The organism is Chryseobacterium phosphatilyticum (assembly GCF_002899825.2).
Taxonomy (GTDB): domain Bacteria; phylum Bacteroidota; class Bacteroidia; order Flavobacteriales; family Weeksellaceae; genus Chryseobacterium; species Chryseobacterium phosphatilyticum.
Genome location: NZ_PPED02000004.1, coordinates 312,255 through 333,486, shown reverse-complemented (window position 1 = coordinate 333,486; position 21,232 = coordinate 312,255). Strand labels below are relative to the sequence as shown.

Here is a 21,232-nt window from a genome sequence, read left to right as displayed (position 1 = left end):
AACGAAACGATACAATGAAGTCTCTATTTTCTACTTTTTTTCTTGTATTACAGATCTGGGCTTTCAGTCAGAGCATGTCTCCCGTAGACTATGTGAATCCCTTGATGGGAACCCAGTCCAAACCCTCTTTATCCAACGGAAATACCTATCCCGCAGTGGGACTTCCATGGGGAATGAATATCTGGACTCCCCAAACCGGTAAAATGGGTGACGGATGGGCGTATACCTATGATGCAGATAAAATTAAAGGATTTAAACAAACCCATCAGCCTTCTCCCTGGATGAACGATTACGGCGCTTTTGCCATGATGCCGGGAGTCGGTAAACTAAAATTTAAAGAAGATGAACGTGCAAGCTGGTTCAGCCACAAAGCTGAGGTATCAACACCCTATTTTTACAGTGTATATCTGGCGGATATCAATGTAACCACTGAGTTTACCCCAACAGAGAGAGCCTCTTTTTTTAAATTTGATTTTCCTAAAACAGATAGCGCCTATGTTGTCATTGATGCCTTAAACAAAGGATCTTACATTAAGATTTTACCTAAAGAAAGAAAAATCCTGGGCTATACAACCCGATATTCAACCGGGAAATATGAAAATTTTAAAAACTATTTTGTCATTCAGTTTGATAAAGATTTTGAGCTGACAAGAACATGGAAAGACAATCAGCTGATCAACGGCCAGTTGGAGGTAACCAGCGACCATACCGGTGCAGTTGTAGGTTTTAAACTTAAAAATAAAGACGCGGTTTACGCTAAAGTAGCTTCTTCATTCATTAGTTTTGAACAGGCAGAGCTGAACCTTACAAGAGAAATCGGTAACAGAAATTTCGAACAGGTAAAGACTGATGCAAAAAATATCTGGAATAAAACCCTTGGGAAATTAGAAGTAAAAGGAGGAACAGATCAGCAGATGAGAACTTTCTATTCTTCGTTATACAGAACCCTCTTCTTTCCACAAAAATTATATGAAATTGACGCTCAAAATAAAATAAAACACTGGAGCCCGTACAACGGTAAAATCGCTGACGGAAGAATGTTTGCCGGGACAGGTTTCTGGGACACTTTCCGTGCTTTATATCCGTTCTTAAATCTGGTGTATCCAGGTATTAACGTGGAAATGCAGGAAGGTTTGGCAAATGCGTACAGAGAAGGCGGTTTCTTGCCGGAATGGAGCAGCCCCGGATATTCTGATATTATGATTGGAAATAATTCGGCTTCCGTGGTGGCAGACGCTTATATCAAAGGACTTCGGGGATATGATGTAGAAACGTTATGGCAGGCGGTAAAACATGGTGCCAATAATGAAGGTCCTATTGAAGCAGTAGGGCGTGCAGGAGTGCAATATTACAATACATTGGGTTACGTTCCGTATGATGTGAAAATCAATGAAAATGCTGCCAGAACACTGGAATATGCCTATGATGATTTTTCTATTTACCAATTGGGGAAAGCTTTAGGAAAACCTGCTTCAGAAATTGATATTTACAAAAAAAGAGCGTATAATTACAAAAATGTGTTTGACAAAGAAACAGGTTTAATGCGCGGTAAGAATAAAGACGGGAATTTTCAGAAACCTTTCAATCCCTTTAAATGGGGTGATGCCTTCACAGAAGGAAATAGCTGGCATTATACGTGGTCTGTATTCCAGGATATTGACGGGCTGGCAGAATTGATGGGAGGTAAAAAGAAGTTTGAAGCCAAACTGGATGAGGTATTTTCACTTCCTCCTGTTTTTGATGACAGCTATTACGGTGGAGTAATCCATGAGATCAGAGAAATGCAGATCATGAATATGGGGCAGTATGCTCACGGAAACCAGCCAATACAGCATATGATTTATCTCTATAACTATGCCGGAGCTCCGTACAAAACACAATATTGGACAAGGCAGGTGATGAATAAGCTGTATATGGCTACACCAGACGGATACTGTGGAGATGAAGATAACGGGCAGACTTCTGCGTGGTACGTTTTCTCGGCCCTGGGATTCTATCCGGTGACGCCGGCTACAGATCAGTATGTACTGGGTGCACCATTATTCAAGGAGGCAACCATTCATCTTGAAAACGGAAAGAAAATTGAAATAAAAGCACCGGAAAACAATGCAGATAATCTGTATGTGAAATCTTTGAACCTAAACCAACAGCCTTATTCCAAAAACTGGTTAAGCCACCAGGAGCTGATGAAAGGAGCTGTTCTTGATTTTACAATGGATAACAAACCGAACAAAGAAAGAGGCTCACAGGAAAAAGATTTTCCTTATTCAATGTCAAAAGAACAATCAAAATAAAATAATTTAACACTTAGAAATAAACTGTATGAGTACAGAAAAGAAAGAAATATTCGAGAGAGTAGAAGAGATGCTGGGAGCACAAGGGTTTAGTATTGCAGCAAAAGATGATACAAGACCTTGGGGAGGATTTTTTGTGATTGATGAAAATCAGGCTCAGGATTTTGCCAACCAGTATTTTGACGGGATTGATGTGGAAAACTTAAGAATAGGAGGGAAGCTAAGTCCTAAAATTCTTATTGTTGCTCCACAGGCGAGATTAAGCTGGCAGTATCACCACAGAAGAGCTGAGATCTGGCAGGTTGTGGAAGGTACCGTAGGAATCAAAAGAAGCAATACCGATGACGAGGGTGAAGTAGCAGAATACAATCCAAAAGATCAGGTAAAACTTCAGCAGGGAGAGAGACACCGTTTAATTGGTCTTGATGGCTGGGGAATTGTTGCCGAAATCTGGCAGCATACCGATGCTTCTCATCCTTCCGATGAAGACGATATCGTTCGTGTACAGGATGATTTCGGAAGATAATTAACCATAAAAACATTCATTTCTTCTCTTCAGCAATTCTGAAGAGAAGAATGTAATGTTACTTGCCTCCTTTTTTTGGATTCAGTATTTCTTAAGCAACCTTTCTATCCACAGTTGCACCCTGATTCTGAACTTATCATTTGCGCTCATCATTTTTATATGGCGGAATGAATTTCTTTTTTAATAATTAAAATAGCTGAAGATCATGATAAAAAATATGCTGTCACTCTGTATATCTGTTATATGCGGAATCATTATACATGCCCAATCATTCGAATCTCCCAATGGTCAACTGAAATTGAACTTTACTATCAAAGAAGAAGGAAGCCCGTATTATGCGCTTCAATACAAAGGGAAAACCATTGTGAAGGATAGTAAACTGGGATTTATTCTAAAACCTTCCACCTCTTATTTTTCAGGATTTAAAGTGGAAAATATCAGCTATACTTCTGAAAGTAATACCTGGAGGACCGTTTGGGGACCCAACAAAGAAGTAAAAGATCATTATAAAGAAATGCTGGTTCATCTCGTGCAAAATAAAACGGGTTGGAAACTGGATATCAGATTCAGACTTTTTGATGATGGATTGGGCTTCAGATATGAGTTTCCCGTTCAGCCTGAGTTGAGACATTTTACGATCAACAACGAGCTTACCTCTTTCAATCTGTCCAAAGATTATAAAGCATTCTGGATTCCCGCAGATTATGATACCAATGAATTTCCGGTAACGACTTCAACATTATCTCAGATTTCAGGTTTAATTGATGAGGTAAGAAAAGAACCGTTGGCAGCCAAAGCTCCCAGTTCAGGTTTAGCTGTACAAACGCCGTTGATGCTGAAATCTCAGGATGGAATTTATATCAACATCCATGAAGCTGCACTGGTTAATTTCCCGGCGATGACTCTTAACCTTGATGATAAAAACTTTATTCTTTCTTCCAATCTTACACCCGATAAAAACGGCGACAGAGGATTTATTCAAACCGGTTCAGTAAGTCCGTGGCGTACCATGATCATCAGTGATGATGCAAGAGAAATATTGTCTTCCAACCTGATTGTTAACCTTAATGAGCCCAGCAAAATAAAGGATACTTCCTGGATAAAACCTACGAAATATGTAGGTGTATGGTGGGAATATTTTACTGGCGGTGGTTCTACGTGGGCCTACTCTGATAATCAGGACATCAGAATTGGAGAAACAGATTATAAAACATTGAAGCCGAACGGCAGGCATGGTGCCAACACAAAACATGTGAAAGAATATATTGACTTTGCCGCAGCGAACGGATTTGATGCTGTTCTGGTAGAAGGCTGGAATGAAGGCTGGGAAGATAACCAGGCGTACAGAAAAGAACATATTTACAGCTTTACCAAAGCTTATCCGGATTTTGATGTGAAAGAACTCCAGGCTTATGCAAAAAGCAAAAATGTAAAAATCATCATGCATCACGAAAGCACTTCTTCAGTGGTGGATTATGAAAGACAATTAAAAGATGCTTTCAAATTTATGAAGGATAATGGATATGATGCCGTAAAAACAGGATATGTAGGACCAATTATTCCAAGAAGTGAATATCATGATGGGCAATGGATGGTTAACCATTACAGATATGTTGCTGAAACCGCAGCCCAGTACCAGATCATGGTCAATTCCCATGAAGCAGTGCGACCTACCGGATTGCACAGAACATATCCCAACTGGATTGCCCAGGAGTCAGCGAGAGGAACCGAATTTGAATCCTTCAACGGAAACAAACCGGATCATACCACAATTCTACCTTTTACCCGATTGATCGGAGGTCCTATGGATTATACTCCGGGTATATTTGAAGGTGATCTTTCTGTGTATGGAAAAAATAAAGCGAAATTAAGCACAACTTTGACAAAACAGCTTGCTCTTTATATTACAATGTACAGTCCACTTCAAATGGCTGCAGACCTTATTGAAAATTATAAAAAATATCCTGACGCTTTCCAGTTTATCAAAGATGTTGCAGTAGATTGGGATTCATCTTATATTCTTGAGGCAGAGCCGGGAGATTATGTGACGATCGCAAGAAAAGCAAAAAATAAAGACCAGTGGTTTGTCGGAAGTATCACCGATGAAAATCCAAGAGAAGCTACAGTCGATTTATCATTCCTTCCTATAGGTCAGAAGTTTGAAGCCATTATCTATAAAGATGGAAAAGATGCCAGCTGGAACCACAATCCGAAAAGCTATGAAATTTCAAAACAAAAGATAAAATCAAGCGAGAAACTTAAAATAAAAGTAGCTCCGGGTGGAGGATTTGCCATCAGCATAAAACCAATATCATGATGAAAAAAGGACTAGCGGTTTTAAGTATAGTATTCACTTGTATTTTCGGACTCTGTTCCGCACAGGATCCGTGGGGAATTAAAGCAGAGAATATTAATCCGGATCATTACACCGGTATTACGGTTTCCAACGGAATGATAGGAGTGATTTCCTCACCGGAAGCTTTGAAAGCGGGAAATGTTATTCTGGCCGGAGTGTATGATCAGTATGGAAGAGGAAGAACAAGTAATTTTCTTTCCAACTTTAATGTGCTTGATTTTAATCTTGTCATCGACTGGAAAGAAGTTAATCGTAAAAATATTTCGAATTATACCCAACATATCAATTTTAAAACAGCCACTTTTTCCGGTTCATTCGATTATGGAGATATAGCCTCTGTAGAATATCAATATGCAGCGTTGAGGCATCTTCCCAACAATGTAATTCTTACCGTGACCATACATCCCAAAAAGGAGCTTTCATTTGTTGCGGAAAGCAATCTTAAAACCCCTCAGGGATTTCTGCCCCTTCAACAGAGTTATAACGAAGTAAACCCTCCGCATGCCACGATACCTCTCTTAACCTCGGTAGCAAAAAGTCCTACCGGAGCGCTTACGATGGCAGCAAGCACCACATTTGTATTTCCGGAAGAACAATATAAGCAGCCAAAAGTTTCACATGAAATGCGTGACAGCGATGCTCATTTGATGAAATTCGTGAAAAAATTAAAAAAATCAGAACCCTATACTTTTTCTTTGATAGGTTCTCTTGTATCATCCTCTCAGGTTCAGGATCCATATAATGCTGTTGAAAGATTAAGTATTTATGCCAATTTGCAAAATCCGGTTCAACTGTATAAAATACATGAAGAAGAATGGAAGAACTTGTGGAAAGGCGATATTGAAATAGAAGGGGATGCGCAGGCACAACAGGATGTTCATAATATGCTGTACCATCTGTATTCCTTTTCAAAAGAAGGATCAGATTACTCCTTATCTCCGGTCGGATTGAGCGGAACAGGTTATAACGGGCATGTTTTCTGGGATACAGAAATGTTTATGTTCAAACCTTTGTTGTTTTTCCATCCTGAAATTGCACAAGGACTTGTAGAGTATCGTTTTAACAGGCTGAAGGCTGCTAAGACAAATGCTATGATGTATGGATATAAAGGTGCAATGTTCCCCTGGGAAAGTGCAGTTTCAGGAGAAGAAGAAACCCCGGTTTGGGCATTGTCCGGAACCTATGAGCATCATATTACCGGAGATGTTGCTTTTGCAGCCTGGAATTATTATCTAATGACTAAAGACCTGCAATGGTTAAAAGAAAAAGGCTGGCCTCTTCTAAACGAAACAGCAAGGTTCTGGCAATCGCGGGTAGAAAAGGAAGGAAACAGGTATTACATTAAAAATGTGGTTGCTGCCGATGAATGGGCAGAGAATGTAGATAATAATGCGTACACGAATGCCATTGCAAAACAAAATTTCAGGTTTGCCAATGCTGCTGCCAAGTTACTTAATATACCTTTCAATAAAACCTGGGATGACATTGCAGAAAACCTGGTGTTTACGCGACTTGAAAACGGAGTGACAAAAGAACACGATACTTATAACGGAGCATCAATAAAGCAGGCGGACGTCAATTTACTGGCGTATCCGCTCAATACCATTCAGGATAAAGAACAGATCAGAAAAGATTTGAAATATTACCAGGAAAAGGTTCCCAATAAGAAAACTCCGGCGATGACCAAGTCTATTTTTGCTTTATTGTACAGCAGATTAGGAGAGGGTAAAGAGTCGTATAAATGGTTTAAAGAATCTTATGAACCTAATCTTTTACCCCCATTCAGAGTTCTTGCTGAAACGGAAGAGGGAGATAACCCTTATTTTCTTACGGGTGCAGGAGGAGCATTGCAGGCTGTAATGATGGGATTTGCAGGAGTGGATATGGATGAAAAAGGTACCTTAAAATCAACTAAAAATGCATTGCCTCCGAATTGGAAAAAGGTGACGGTAAAAGGAATAGGTACCGGAAATATGACCTTTTCAAATAGTCAGTAAATTTCTAATGCATTAGACCTGCCTTGCAATCTTAATTTTGTTGTAAACCAAAAGGAATATAAGAAACATCAATAGGAGCGGACTTTAGTCCGCTTTGTTATTATATTCTGTGGAATCCGGCTTTAGCCAAAACCTATTTATTTTCAATTTTTAGCCACGAATGCACGAATCCTTTTATTTGTGCATTCGTGGCTAAATACATCAGTCCCTTCACCTTTAATCCCTCCATTCTTTTTCTATCTCTTCCAGCGTTTTTCCCTTAGTTTCAGGAATCATTTTCCAGATAAAAAAGAAGGTAAATACCGAAATTATCATATACATCCAAAAGGTTAGGGCACTTCCAACAGATCCTATGAGAACCGGAAAAGTCTGTGAGACCAGAAATACAGCCAGCCACAGAAAAAAAGTTGCTACCGACATGGCTGTAGCCCGTGCTTTTGTCGGGAATATTTCAGCGATAACAACGAATGTCAGCGGTCCTAGTGACATCGCAAAACAGGCAATATATCCAAGTATAGCGATCAGAAGCAGATAGCCTTGTTGCTGATTGTAAAAAACAAGTCCGGTAACAAAAAGGCAAACAGTCATCCCTGTAACACCAATTAACAAAAGTTTTTTTCGTCCCCAATGATCTACATATTTTATGGCTACTAAAGTGAAAACGACATTGATGATTCCCACTAGAATAGTTTGTATAAATGCAGAGTCTGAGCCTACCCCCGTAGATTTAAAGATTTCAGGAGCATAATACATAATAGCATTAATTCCCGAGACTTGGGAAAGAACAGCCAGTACAATACCGATACTCAATGCCCGTTTGAGTTGAGGTGTTTTTATATCAGAAAAAGAAAATGGAGTTTCATCCCGTAAAGACTCATCAATGGATTTCAGTTCCTGTTGAGCGATTTCAGCGCCATTGATTTGGGTAAGAATATCCAGTGCTTCGGTATTTCTTTTTTGTGATGCCAGCCAACGTGGGCTTTCAGGAACCGTTAACAATAAAAGAATAAAGATGAAAGAAGGAATAACCCCTGAGCCAAACATCCATCGCCATCCCATGGAAATGTTCCATGTTTCATTATGAATTCCGGCGATATAAGCGTTGACAAAATAAATAACAAGGATCCCTGTAACAATACCCAGCTGGAAGATTGAAATTAAACGCCCTCTTATAGCTGCCGGCGCCATTTCTGAGATATACATCGGTGAGAGCATAGACGCAATTCCTATTCCCATTCCTCCAATAATCCGGAATATCACGAAGATCCAAAGATCAGGTGCTACAGCCGTTCCTATTGAGGAGATGACAAACAATATAGCGGAAAGCATTAATACTTTTTTCCGCCCGATAAGATCACTGAGTTTACCAGAATACATTGCTCCCACAATACATCCGAGCAGCGCACACGAAGCCACCCAGCCCGTCATTACATCCGAAAGCTGATAGTAGATTTTCATAAAGCCGATGGCTCCGGAAATTACAGCTGTATCGTAACCGAATAATAATCCACCTACTGAAGCTACCAGAGTTGATTTATAAATAAGTGTTGAATGTGAAGTTGGTGACATAGCGTTTATTTTAAAACTTTATGGGAAATCATCTCAGTTCGAATGCTGGCTTTAATCGTTGCGCATTCTTTTCCGGCACTTTCCCCGTGAGGAGTGATGGTGTAGGTTCTCACATGAGCAGGAACAATAAACGTTTCTGCATAATGGATGATATAAGGCTCAAAACTATGATCAGGGCTTTCTATAATTACTTCACGACCCTCGACCAGATTCAGTACGTTAACCACTCCTTCTGTATGATGAATCACTTTTTTGGTAAACCAGTGTCTTCGGGTCTCAATGAATGACATCGAATCTAATCCCGTACGTTCTTCACGCCAGCCATCCCCTTCATTGACGGACTCCGTAAGATTGAGAATATGTTCCTTTGTCCATGAAGTGGTGCGATCCCATTGAATCACATTTTTTCCATGTTCCAGAGATATCGGTCGCGGCTTTCCATCCAGCCCCATTCTTCCCCAATCCCAGAGTTTAAACGTAAAAATATAGGGAGTGGCACTAATTTCCAATACTACGGAATCAGCCCCTGAGCAATGTACCGTTCCTGCCGGTATGGAAACATGATCGTGCTTTTGCATGGGCCATTTTTGTACATACTGATCTGCATCAAAAGGGATAGAGTCTTTTTGTGCAGCTGTGAGATCTTTCATCATACATTCATGATCGATATTTTCTTTCAGACCAAGATAGACAAAAGCACCCTCTTTTACATCCAGCATGTAATAACTTTCATCCTGAGTATAGGTCATCCCGAATTTTTCTTTAATGTACTCTTTCAGTGGATGTACCTGCAGGCTTAAGTTGCCACCTTTCATCGTATCCAGAAAGTCAAAGCGGATAGGGAATTCATCTCCGAATCCTTCATATACCTGCTTACCAAGCAAAGCTTCCGGTTGGAAAAACACAAGATTAAGAGATGGAATTTCCACTACCTGATCTCCGAATCCTAATAATAAACTGTTTTCTTCCGGTACACAATCAAACCCCCAGGCATAATTAGGCTGGCTTCTGTCCAGATCACAGACTTCTTTCAGCCATTGTCCACCCCACGGCCCCGGATCAAAAAAAGGAACGACCCTGAACGGCTGGTGTACCGTTTGCTGAAGAGCTTTAAATAAAGCCGCTTTTGTTATCATTTTGGGCTGATACGGAATGGTTGTATCCACTACAAAATGGCACTTGTTGAGAATTCTTTTTTTATAACGGTCACAAACTCGCCAGTCGACAAAATAAGCATGTTTATATTGATAAGCAAAAGAGTCCGTGTTATTGGTTCTTCCAAGATTAGAGGCTGTGTTTTGCCGGAAGCGCTTCTGTATTTCCCATCGGGGCATATCTGCATACAGGATGGTATCAGGTTTTTCACTCACTATAGTTGCTCCCGGGCCAATAATTACTTTACATCCTTTTACTTCATTCAGCTTTTTATGAAGATCTGTTATTTTGGAAGGGACAAAATACATTTCCAATTCCAATGGACTGATGTAACCGAATACAGGATCCTCAGTCACATACTTTTGTACCATCGCGGAAATTTCGTTCTCCGTTTTCATCGCTTCGGTAGTATTGATGATCAGTTCAGGCTGTAAAAATTCCTTTACTGCAGCAATCATTTCGCTGATAAATACTCCGGGATAGCATTCAATAGCAATCGTTTCCTGCGTATTCACCGTGAGTTCTTTTAAAATATCTTTCCAACCCGTAATACAGGTATGATCTTTTATGGAAATAATTGGAAATTTATTAAAATTTGATTTCATTCTTTTTGATTAATGGTTGATAAGGTGAGCGATTCCAAGCAATGCTGCGGTACGGGGGAAACTTCCTTCCTCAATTCGTACTTTTCCCCATGGTGTCCATGCGTGAGCTTCAACATGCTGTCTGATAAAAGGAAGAATATAAAAGTTGCTGGCCATAATGCCTCCTGTCAGCACCAGAACTTCCGGATCGTAGGCATGGATGAGGTTGATAGCACATGCAGACCAGACCTGCAGGCTCCGGTCACGAATAGCTGCAGCGGCACTATCGCCTTCTTCCGCAAGTCTGAAGATAAGTTCATAATCAATAATCTGATGTAATGCAAGTTGATTATCCGTGAAGTTTTTTTGTGCTGCTGCGATAACCGGAAGATTCCATGTGGAGGCTTCTGTTTCTACACAGCCTCTATTCCCGCAGTTACAAATATTTCCCTGATAATTAATGACAGAATGACCACCAAGGACGCCGGCGGTAAAATGTTTTCCCCTCAGTAATTGGCCTTCCATAACCACAGCGCTTCCAATACCGGTTCCTAAGGTCATCAGAACAATATTGTCGTACGTGTTAGCCTTGCCGTATTTCCATTCTCCTATTAATGCAGATCGGGCATCATTTTCAATAAAAAAAGGGAGGTTAAAAGTCTGTAAACACCATTCTTCAAGATTAATTTCCGGTGCGTCACCAAACTTTTTATCGATGGAAATAATCCTTTTCTCAATGCTATCGACAATTCCCGGAGAAGCAATGCCAAACCCTGAAATATCATCGATAGTAAGGTTGTGTTGACTTAATATGTTTTCTACGGCCCCTTTTATGACAGGAAGCTTTGGAGTAAGGCCTTTCCCGGAGTCTGCATCAACGGAAATATAAGATAAAACGGCTCCTTCCTGTACAAGACCGATTTTAATCTTTGTTCCGCCCATGTCTATGGCAATTACTGGTTTTGACATTGTCTGATTTATTTTAAATGTTGACAAATATTTATAGTTGGTATTCAAACCTTATAGGTTTCGAAAACCTATAAGGTTTAGATGGAAAGTACTCATTTTAGAATGCTGTCCCTTAGAGAATTAGTTTAATCTCAAGCACATCCATTCCTTCTAAACTAAATTTATCGGTAATGGGCAATTCTTCCCCTGTTTTAAGGTTAATAAGCTTTACTGGCTTGAGTTTTTCCCATTGGAATGAGGTTATTTGTTCTTTTTCATCCGGGTTATATAATCTGATCATAAAGCTCTGATCTTCCTGTGGAGTAATACTTGTAACAACCACTTTGCCATTGTTCATATGGAAAAGACTTCCACTGTTAACAGATTTTCCCCTGACAGGAATTGCAAGAAGAGGCTGTGTAAATGCAGCTGCTGATTTTTCATTTTCGACAGAATTAAAACCATCATGAGGACGTAGCACGTAATGGTAATGTACCGGTCCTTCCTGATCCGCTTTATAATTGGTGTGCCAGTAGTTGTTCATGGCATAACTGAACCAATTTGTCGTTCCCGGAGTACCACTATCTTTCCACTTTTTGTGGCTATTGTCGATGACCATTCTTTCGTCAATCATTGCTGCGGCTTCAATCAATGGAGTTTCCAGCACCATCCACTGCATTCCTTTTTGCTCTGAAGAAGCATCTACCCAACGACGGCTGTACCAATAATCCATATTAGAACCCGGAAGCTGATCGGTAAGGTACTTCATATTGCCATAACCGGCATCGACAGTGATATTTTTAAAGTCACGGTTAAAAGGAAATCCAAAATGAACGGCTTCTTTGGTACGAACAGGTTTTTTATCCACAATATTTTCCAGCGCTATTTCGTCACTGCCGGCAATGATGGTAATAATTCTTTCCAGTTTATGAGCACCCGGAGCTTCAGATACTAATGAAATCTTTGCCATGACAGGTCCGTTTTCCAGTATTTTTACCTGTACATCAGTATTTGATAAGGCTTCTTTAGGATCAGATCCCGGAACATACCAGTAAGAGTTCAATCCCTGATTATTAAAACTTCCTGCGTAATTGGTCATTGTTGCATCGGTGAGATGAGTGATGCTTCCCGTTTTTTGATCCCAGGTCACTGTAATTTTTCCATTCGAAATACTGGTGTCAGTAATAGTGAACGGAGATGGAGACGTTACTTTATTTTTAATCAACGTATATGTTGCCGATCCCAGAGCCGGAACATTTTTGGCTAAAAATGTCATTTTCCCGTCTTGTAATTTTTGCAAAGGAGTTTTTTGGCCGGTAGCATCCTGTACTGCGTTAGCCTGCATATTTTCAGGGATAATGACCATGCCTTCTCTTGTCCATGATGAGGTATTGAATACAGCTATTGTTTTGGACGCAGGATCTGTCAGAGGATGAAGTAGTTCTTTTTCTAGCTTTCCGGTTTGAGAGCTGCCCTCTGTTGAGAATTGTTTTTTTACTTTCCACTGATCTGCCACGAAAGGAAGATCTGGTGCCGTAATACTGTTGAAAGCTCCCCATGTATGCTCATGGAATAAAATAATGTTTCTCCATGCTTCATAAAAATGCTGGCTGTTATATAGTCGGGGATTTAGCATAGAATAAAGTGTTGTCAGTTGTTGCAGTTTTAAGCTGCTGTTTCTGTTGATTCCTTCTTCTTTGGCAGTGGACATGGCTCCATCCTCCCAATAAGGACTGATATCTCCTTTTACAACAGGGATTTTATCTCCGTATTTCTTCTCAAATACTTCGAACATTTTTTCGTTGGTACTCAGTACAATTTTGGGTGAGATGTATTTTTTATTCCATTCATCTACAAATTGGGAGACGGTAGGATCTATAGGGCCGTTGTCCGCAACAATATTGTAGCGCCATTGTACCATGTCATAAGGATAATTGGTGTTGGTAAGGTCTTCCAGGTATTCTGCAATTTTTTTTTGACCATTGTCAAATACATCTCCGGGATGTACACCATGCCATGAAGAATATCCCCTTCCTGCTGTCCAGAATAATATTTTTTCTTTTCCTGACGGAGATTGCCACCACACCGGCTTATCACCCCAGTTTTTTACAAAGTTTCCGACACGGTCTCCCAAATAAGGATTAGTCTTTCCAAGATAATTAGGCCCGCTTGAGAAGTATTTTACTCCCGATGAGGTAAGAGCAGGGACTAATGACCAGGCAAATCCCGGTACATCAGACATCATGGCGCTGTTGATTGTTAAACCAAATTCTTTTTCCAGTTTTTGGGCATATTCTGTGTAGTGGAATAATTCTTCCGGCTGGCTAAGTCCTGTTAAAATATTGCCATACATGGCAGAAAGGCCGATGCCACCTCCATGTACCGCTTTTACAAAAGATTTTTTATCTTCAGCAGTCGCGTTTTTCATGAAGTTTTCTACATCCCACAGAGCTTCCACATTATATTTAAAACGTGCTTCTTCAGGAAGATTCTTTGTCTTTTCGATCATCGCAAGAGCATCATAAATGTTTTTTGTATGAATCTTTTCTACCTCCGCTTGTAAATGGGAATATCCGACATCGGTATGAGAGTGATGAATAAAATATAAAGTTCGTGGTATTATGGCCTGAGCCTGAATTGTTTTTTGGAGTAGTTTTTTCTTTCCGGAGGTCACTACAAGTTCCAGTTTACCTCCTTCAGAAGAGAGAGAAACCGGAATGTCAAATGTTTTAATCCCATCCGGCATGGTAAAAGAGAACGTGTCTTTGTTATCTATTTTTGCTGTTATTTTTTGCTCCGGTCCGAAATGTAAGGTGGTAAGTGTCAGAAGACGTTTTCCATTTTTTAAAAGAAAAGGTGTCGATTGAGCATCTATTTTTTCCTGAAAAGTAAATTTATAGGTCATCATCCAGTCCCTGCTGTTCTGAGCCTGGCCTACTATTTTTAAGCGAAGTGGTTTTCCCGGTGTTACTTTTTTGACCGGAACTCTCAGATAGGCAATTCCGTAAGAATCTTTTAATCCGTCAGTTTTGGTCTGATGAAATACAAAGGCGGTACTATCCACTGCTTTGGAAATCCAGTCGGGATGCTGGTTGGCAGGGTAGGTAGTAAGAGTTAATGCTTTTTGGTCATTGATATATAAGTCAAAATTTCTGGGTCCTCCACTTGTTCCTGAAGAATGGGAAACCAGCCAGTTGAAATAAATGTATTGACCATTATCTTTCAAAGGGACAGAAGCAGTTTCCCACTCGATTGTTTTTTTTCCGTCTGTGGTTCTGGTAAGGAGCGCCCGGTTAGCATGATCCGGAAAGGCTGAGAAATAATCAATGTTTTCACCGCTTATTTCGCGTTCATATCCATTAATTGCCTGTATGTTTCCGAAATACGGGACTTTTTTCTGACCATATACAAAATTGCCTGTCATCAGGAAGGACACCAGCAAAAGAAAATACCTGTTATACATGAGCTTTGTTTTTTATGATTATATGTTAGAATGTTTGAACATATTAAATGCTAAAAAAAAGGAAATCAGATTTCCGGGGATTTATTGATATCTATCGTATAGGTGAATTTATCTGAACGATAATATCCTACGTTATATTCAACGGGCTTTCCGTTAATATCATACACAAAACGTTCACGCTTCAATACGGGAAAAGATGCGGAGACTTTTAATTTTTTTCCAATGACAGTACCAGCCTGGCAGGCACTTATATTTTCCCGGGATCGATGCACAATAATGCCATAATTATCCTGCAACATACTATACAGAGGCAGATTAAAATCATCGTTTTTATTGATACCGATTCTTGGATGGAAGAAGCTCTCAAAATAAACAATGGGATCACCTGAACTTTCTCCTTTTAATTTCGATAACTTAAATATTTTTTTATCCGGCGGAGAATGAAAGAAATGGCAAATTTCTTCATTGGGCTGTTCCATGCTTGTTTTCAGTAGCTGATTGACTACCTTAACTCCTTTTTCCTGCATTTCTCTGGTAAAGCTGTACCAATGATCTAATCCCGTAACCAGGCTTTTCTTTTCTGCAACCCGTGTCCCAATCCCTTTTTTACGAATGATCAACCCTTCATGCTCCAGCTTATTGGTAGCCTGGCGGATGGTGTTTCGGGATACCCCCCAAAGATTGGCAAGATCAACTTCTTTAGGCAATAAAGCGCCTTTTTTGTAAGCTTCTATTTTGATGAGTTTACGGAAAAGTTCTTCTACCTGTACATGTAAAGGGAGTTTGCTGTTGTGATCAATAATAAAATCCTGAGATAGTATGTTCATACATATAATAAAGTACGAAGATAGTAAATTTTTAAAACGAAATGTTTTTTTCTGATAAAATTTGACTCATCTGTATTTCTGAAAAATTAATTATTTAAACATCTTGAATAGTTAAAACAGATATAATTTTGTACATCTCTTGGTCGGGAAAAAAATATCATTATTGAGCATAATCGGAGTTTGGACTCATTTTTTGGTGAAATTATATCATTATTCAGCAATATTTCATGGTGAATTATTGGCATATATGTCGTTTTGTGTTGTTTTTTTATTTTGCTGTATTTGCGATAATATCTGCATTTTAGACCTTTTTTTATTTAATTGATTCAGTTTTTTATAATTAATTGCAATTAAACGTATAATATTTATTACATTTGAGTTTGTTTAGATAGTAATATAAAATTCCTGTTTGTAAAAATTATTTAACAGACGAGAATTATTATTGTATATTTATAAGTAAAATATAAAAGGTAAACTCTTATCTTTAAGTCGTCAAAAATGTACTACCTATGAAAGCAAGATTATTATTATCAGGAATCTTACTATTATCTGTCCTGACGGCGTGTTCAGATAGAAATGAAGAAGTTGAAGTTGCCAGGCCAGCTGATCAAAAAAGAGTAGAAGTTGGAGCGGATAGATCAGAAGGAGCCCAAATTGTAAGTGATTCACTGAAGAAAAACACTATTTTAGATGGAGCCAGCAAGCAAGAAGATACAGAAGGCTACTCAGAAGCCGCTGACACAATCGATCCAACAAAATCGGATCGGCCTAAATAAACTGACTATTGAAATAATAGCTTCAGCGTTTGTTTTAATTTCTGCTATATTACCATTTTTAAATAATATAGTAGGATATTTTGTTGATGTTAATGTTCAGCTGGAGAACAATGTTGGTGAAAGAAGACTGGATCTTGATTCAACTATTTATTTTTTATCGATATCATCATGTGTCATATTTCTGGCATTAGGTGGTTTATTCAGGGCAAACAGATATACATTTTATGTAGCTTTAGTAGCAGGTTATTTTCATTTGGTAACCTATATAAAATTCATCTTTTTTAACGAGAACGAAATAACAGCAATTGCTGATATAGCCATTGTATTGGTTTTGATATTGATTATTTTTCTGGTATTTAAATTGGATAACTATTATAGAAAATTACATTTACTGGATCAATTTAATAATAGTACGCTGGACAGGTTCTCTACGATTCTCTTTAAACGTAATGAAATTGAAGAAAATGAATAGTCATAGAGAAAGATTAAAAATTCTTGTTGCCCTTTCTGATAAGTTATGGGAAGATTATTCTGAAACAATTATTTCTGAAGCAGAATATCTGAAAAAAATTTATTTAGTAAAAAAGGAGATCAATAAAGGATTTATTAACACCATGGAAGATTTGGATCTTTTTACAAAAGATCTCGGATATCTTATTTTAACAACTCCAACAAAAACTCTTTTAGGAGGCTCAGAAACAATAATAATTAATAGGAATTAATATTAATTATTTGACAACTGTTTTGGTCAGAGATAAAATTTCCTCTAAATATTTATTTTGTTTCAAAATAGCATCATCATATTTCTTTTCAATCCTTGAAATTTGACTTTGAATAAACAGGATACCCTTGTCCTGAGCATTATACTGCGCAAACAAATTGGCAAGTAAATCCCCTATTTTCTCATTAGATTCTTCATGCTGAAGATGAAGTTCTTGCAGATGTTTTCCCTGGTCTGTGTCCAGATTCAATTTACCATTCCCGGTGATTAACCAAATTAAATTCTCATTTTCTTTTAATTCAGGATAAACATTTAAAATCTTGGTGAGTTTATCAACACCCAGGTCACTTTTTAGGCCGGCCCCTTTAAAATTAGAGGCTGACATACCTGCTTCTCTATAAAAAGTTTCCTTCTTAACCCCTCTTTTTTCAAGGAAAAAGAAAATTCTTTCTTTAATGGTTTGAATTTTGTCCATATTTTTATTAAACTAGTCTAAATTTTGACTATATTTGTCAAAGATAGAAAACATTATTAACATAACAATGTTAAATAAGTGTTAGATATCAAAATTAATATTTAAACCAGAACTATAAAAATCTATAACCCCATGATTAGTAATAAACATACCAAGATTAAAAACTCTGCAAATGATCTTTATGATATTTATACATTTCCAGACAAGTTATATGAGTATAAGGAGGGTCATAAAATGACAGAAGGTATAAACAATATAGCAGTGTATGAAAATTGTTTCTGGCTACTGGATCTGATTTTAAATCAACAAGACTATCCCGGATTAGATTGCGAAGTTCAAAACTGGGAATTGCAAAAAATAGAAAATGGCCTTTTTGACCTCAGTTGTTCACGTGAGAACAAAATGATTATTCATGAAGTCAAAGGTTTACAGACAGGCTTTTATTTTGATGACTTCACAATTATGAAGAAAGGAAATATATTTTGCCTGCCGATAGAGAAAGAATTGTATTAATAAACTTAGGATTTTCCATGATTATTAATGTTAAATGTGAGTGTGTAAATAGAACAGCATCAATTTGATGCTGTTTTTTGTTTTAAAATAGAATGCTGTCGACAGGATTGCTAAATAGGCTATAAAATTTAGTATCCAAGACGAAGTTTTTTCCATGCCGGTAGCATGATCGTTCTGTATTTGCTTTTATAAATAAAAAAACAGCGTCGATTCGACGCTGTTTTTTACTAGGTATCTTTAGAATGTCACATCAAGTCCGACATAGAAATTGGCTTTCATAATCGGAGCATATACCATTCCGCCATCAAAATAATTTCCGAAAGGATTTTTGAAATCAACAATTGCATTTTTCTGATAATAGGAAGTAAGGTTTTCTCCTCCTACATACGCCCTGATTTTTTTGTTGAAATTCTTTGAAATCTGAGCATTCAGTATTGCATACGAATTAGAATAAGCCGGTAACTGGAACTCCGTCGGATTACTTGAAGTGTCCGGAAGTCTTTGTTTTCCTACCCAGTTTAAAGTAGTATCGAAACTCCAGAACCCTCCTTTGTCATTTTTATTGGTAGCATAGGCCAGGTTCACAAAACCTCTGTGTTTCGCCATAAAAGGAACTTCTCTTCTTCCTCCGATATAATCAGCCTGTACATCATAATATTTGTATGCAAGTCTTACATCAAAATTTTTGAACGGGGTAAGATCCCACTGAGTTTGAAAAGAGTTAGCAAATGATTTTCCTTCCAGATTATAAAAAGTCAGCTGCTGAGGAGAACGATCCAGATCTACCAAAACCTGATCCTGGAAGTCTGTTCTGAAAAAATCAGCGATAATACTTGATTTTCTTCCGAAAAGCTTGAACTCCTGTTGTAAACTGGCACCATAATTCCACGCGATTTCAGGTTTTAAACCATAGATATTTCCTCCGTTAGGTAAAATCGTAATAGCTCTGTTAGAGGCGAAATATTGTTGACTTTCAGCAAAGATATTGGCTGTTCTGAATCCTCTTCCCGCAGAAAGTCTTAAGATGGTTTGTGGCGTAAAATCATATTTAAAATTAAGTCGTGGAGTAAACTGAGTTCCGGCTAAGTTGTGGAAATCCACTCTTGTACCTGCTACTAAAGTATATTTTAATCCGGTTAAGGTATATTCTGCAAAGATTCCCGGAACAATTTCGTTTCTTCGAAGGTCATTCGTGAAATAAGTCTCTTTATAACCGTCGTATAAAAAGCTTGCACCTGCTTTATACTTATGATTGGTGTTCCCGATAATACTCTCAAAAATCAAGTTGGAATAATACGTATGTTGTTGCCCTGCATAATTTCTTAATCCGAAAAAACTGTCCTGCTGGTGGTACACATATTGGTTCATCCATCCAATGCTTTGATAAGGTTTTCCCTTAAAAACATACCCGGTTTTGTTCCAAACCTGAAATCTTGAAATATCAATTCCTACTCCATAAGCGGATTGTTTATCCTGAGATATTTTTTTGTCAAAATCAACTTGCCCTGCCGTTCTTTCATCCCTGATAAAATTAATTCCGAAGTGAGATCCAAATCCGGATTTTTCCAGATCATTATAATTAAGAAGATAAGCAGCATTAATCTGTGTTCCTTTGGGTCTGTCAAGAAAACCGTCACCATTCATATCGGTATTTCCGAATGTCCCGTTTCCATGAAGCAAGAATGTTTGTGACCACTTATCATTGATGGGAGATACACTCGTTATATTGGCTTCAGCTCTTCCATTAAAATCAGAAAAAAGATTCAGAGAGGTTTCAGGAGTCTTGGCATTTTTCAAAAGCTCCGTATTGATTTGCCCTGTAATACTTTCGTAGCCATTGGTTACAGTACTTCCCCCTTTGGTCAGCTGGATGCTTTCAATCCATCTTCCCGGGATGAAATTCAACCCATATGCGGATGCTAATCCTCTGATTTCGGGTAATTGTTCTTTCGTCAGGCTTGTGTATTTCTGATCCAGCCCTAGCATTTTCAGTTGCTTTGTTCCTGTAACCGCATTGCTGAAAGAAACATCCACGGTTGCATTGGTTTCGAAACTTTCAGATAAGTTACAACAAGCTGCCTTTAACAACTCTTTTTTATCAATATTAAATACAAGTCCGGTTTCTTTCTTGCTTAAAGAAGTAGCAGCTTTCGAACCTGTTACTACAACTCCTTCAATATTCCTTTCATGTTTGTCGTGAGATTCGTCAACAGAAGTTGTCTGATGCTCTTTTTGGCCTTCACTTCTCTTTTCTTCTTCATGATGAACATTCGGATTAGCTTCTCCAAAAGGAATATCCCTGTCGTATAAACAACATCCCGGAAGGCTTTTGTAAGTGGAATCTGATGTTTTGTATTTTTCATTGTCATGACCGGCATCAGCAATCGCTTTTAAAATTTTATCTGAAGAAGTTTTTGACGAGTCAAAATTAAGAACCACAGTTTGTTTTTCTGCATTCCATTCCGCCGTATCTGATCCTGCTTCTTTTGCTGCTTTTTCAATTCTGGCTTTACATGATGCGCAGTTTCCTTTTACGAAAAACTCATTGTCTTTTTTCGCATGGTGCTTATGAGTTTCTGTTTGGGAAGTCACGGGTTGCAGATCTCTCTCATAATGGCAACATCCCGGAAGCCCATTGTATGTATCATTCGGAGCTTTAAACTTCTCGTTATCGTGTCCTGCTTCGGCTACTTTTTTTAGAATATCTTCAGCCGGAACTTTATCGGTTTCTAGGGTTAAAGTTTGAAGATCAACAGAATATTCTGCCTTTTTTGCTCCTGCTTTTTTAGCTGCACTTTCAATTCTTGTTTTGCACATTTCGCAGTTTCCTTTTACTTTGAACTGATTTTTTGAAAGGCTTTGAGCAAATATAAATTGGGTAAATAAGAATAATGTACCAAGTATCAACCTGGAAATATATAATTTCATTATGTTTAAAAATTTAGATTAATTAAAAAATGGTTCATTAAATAATTAATGAACAGAGGTGTTTAATTAACCTATCTTTGGCGGCTGCCATATTTCTTTT

The 21,232-nt window shown here is 38.2% G+C and carries 15 protein-coding genes; 8 read left to right on the top strand and 7 right to left on the bottom strand.

Annotation, left to right across the window (positions count from 1 at the left end; genetic code table 11):
* Positions 1 to 14 precede the first annotated feature (14 nt).
* The 4 genes from C1631_RS17215 (at position 15) to C1631_RS17200 (ending at position 7,173) form a co-directional block, all read left to right on the top strand.
* Complete coding sequence (locus C1631_RS17215; RefSeq protein ID WP_109713540.1) at positions 15 to 2,294, top strand: GH92 family glycosyl hydrolase; 2,280 nt, start codon at positions 15 to 17, stop codon at positions 2,292 to 2,294.
* 28 nt (positions 2,295 to 2,322) lie between these two features.
* On the top strand, positions 2,323 to 2,820 hold the full coding sequence (locus C1631_RS17210) for a cupin domain-containing protein (protein ID WP_103246990.1): 498 nt from the start codon (positions 2,323 to 2,325) through the stop codon (positions 2,818 to 2,820).
* A gap of 217 nt (positions 2,821 to 3,037) precedes the next feature.
* The gene (locus C1631_RS17205; RefSeq protein ID WP_228441306.1) at positions 3,038 to 5,137 is read left to right on the top strand and encodes a glycoside hydrolase family 97 protein; all 2,100 of its coding nucleotides are present in this window, start codon (positions 3,038 to 3,040) and stop codon (positions 5,135 to 5,137) included.
* Positions 5,134 to 7,173, top strand: a complete 2,040-nt coding sequence (locus C1631_RS17200; protein WP_306461418.1) for a kojibiose hydrolase — start codon at positions 5,134 to 5,136, stop codon at positions 7,171 to 7,173. Before C1631_RS17205 ends, C1631_RS17200 begins: the two co-directional genes overlap by 4 nt.
* Before the next feature lie 216 nt (positions 7,174 to 7,389).
* On the opposite strand, the gene C1631_RS17195 is transcribed toward C1631_RS17200, so the two are convergent.
* From C1631_RS17195 to C1631_RS17175, 5 genes are all read right to left on the bottom strand, one after another.
* Positions 7,390 to 8,742: a sugar porter family MFS transporter gene (locus C1631_RS17195; protein ID WP_103246988.1), complete on the bottom strand. Its 1,353-nt coding sequence runs from the start codon at positions 8,740 to 8,742 to the stop codon at positions 7,390 to 7,392.
* Between the two features lie 5 nt (positions 8,743 to 8,747).
* Positions 8,748 to 10,502 carry a class I mannose-6-phosphate isomerase gene (locus tag C1631_RS17190; protein WP_103246987.1) on the bottom strand — a complete coding sequence of 585 codons (1,755 nt, stop codon included), beginning with the start codon at positions 10,500 to 10,502 and terminating at the stop codon, positions 8,748 to 8,750.
* A 9-nt stretch (positions 10,503 to 10,511) separates the two neighbouring features.
* The gene (locus C1631_RS17185) at positions 10,512 to 11,450 is read right to left on the bottom strand and encodes an ROK family protein (RefSeq protein WP_103246986.1); all 939 of its coding nucleotides are present in this window, start codon (positions 11,448 to 11,450) and stop codon (positions 10,512 to 10,514) included.
* A 112-nt stretch (positions 11,451 to 11,562) separates the two neighbouring features.
* Complete coding sequence (locus C1631_RS17180; protein ID WP_228441303.1) at positions 11,563 to 14,892, bottom strand: glycoside hydrolase family 38 N-terminal domain-containing protein; 3,330 nt, start codon at positions 14,890 to 14,892, stop codon at positions 11,563 to 11,565.
* Between the two features lie 65 nt (positions 14,893 to 14,957).
* Positions 14,958 to 15,719, bottom strand: a complete 762-nt coding sequence (locus C1631_RS17175; protein WP_103247569.1) for a GntR family transcriptional regulator — start codon at positions 15,717 to 15,719, stop codon at positions 14,958 to 14,960.
* Between the two features lie 509 nt (positions 15,720 to 16,228).
* Here C1631_RS17175 and C1631_RS23860 point away from each other — a divergent pair.
* The 3 genes from C1631_RS23860 to C1631_RS17165 are packed head-to-tail and all read left to right on the top strand — an operon-like array spanning position 16,229 to position 17,217.
* Complete coding sequence (locus C1631_RS23860) at positions 16,229 to 16,495, top strand: hypothetical protein (RefSeq protein WP_123966722.1); 267 nt, start codon at positions 16,229 to 16,231, stop codon at positions 16,493 to 16,495.
* A complete protein-coding gene (locus tag C1631_RS24150) occupies positions 16,410 to 16,967 on the top strand; it encodes a hypothetical protein (RefSeq protein WP_103247570.1) in 558 nt (185 codons plus the stop codon). The genes C1631_RS23860 and C1631_RS24150 overlap by 86 nt, the downstream gene beginning before the upstream one ends.
* On the top strand, positions 16,960 to 17,217 hold the full coding sequence (locus C1631_RS17165; protein WP_123966720.1) for a hypothetical protein: 258 nt from the start codon (positions 16,960 to 16,962) through the stop codon (positions 17,215 to 17,217). Before C1631_RS24150 ends, C1631_RS17165 begins: the two co-directional genes overlap by 8 nt.
* Before the next feature lie 6 nt (positions 17,218 to 17,223).
* Here the strand turns inward: C1631_RS17165 and C1631_RS17160 are convergent, their stop codons facing one another.
* On the bottom strand, positions 17,224 to 17,691 hold the full coding sequence (locus C1631_RS17160; protein ID WP_103247572.1) for a hypothetical protein: 468 nt from the start codon (positions 17,689 to 17,691) through the stop codon (positions 17,224 to 17,226).
* A gap of 132 nt (positions 17,692 to 17,823) precedes the next feature.
* Here C1631_RS17160 and C1631_RS17155 point away from each other — a divergent pair, with 132 nt between their 5' ends.
* On the top strand, positions 17,824 to 18,204 hold the full coding sequence (locus C1631_RS17155; RefSeq protein ID WP_103247573.1) for a DUF6876 family protein: 381 nt from the start codon (positions 17,824 to 17,826) through the stop codon (positions 18,202 to 18,204).
* A gap of 237 nt (positions 18,205 to 18,441) precedes the next feature.
* Here C1631_RS17155 and C1631_RS17150 read toward each other — a convergent pair whose 3' ends face one another.
* Positions 18,442 to 21,132, bottom strand: a complete 2,691-nt coding sequence (locus C1631_RS17150) for a TonB-dependent receptor domain-containing protein (protein WP_185144678.1) — start codon at positions 21,130 to 21,132, stop codon at positions 18,442 to 18,444.
* Positions 21,133 to 21,232: the final 100 nt, after the last annotated feature.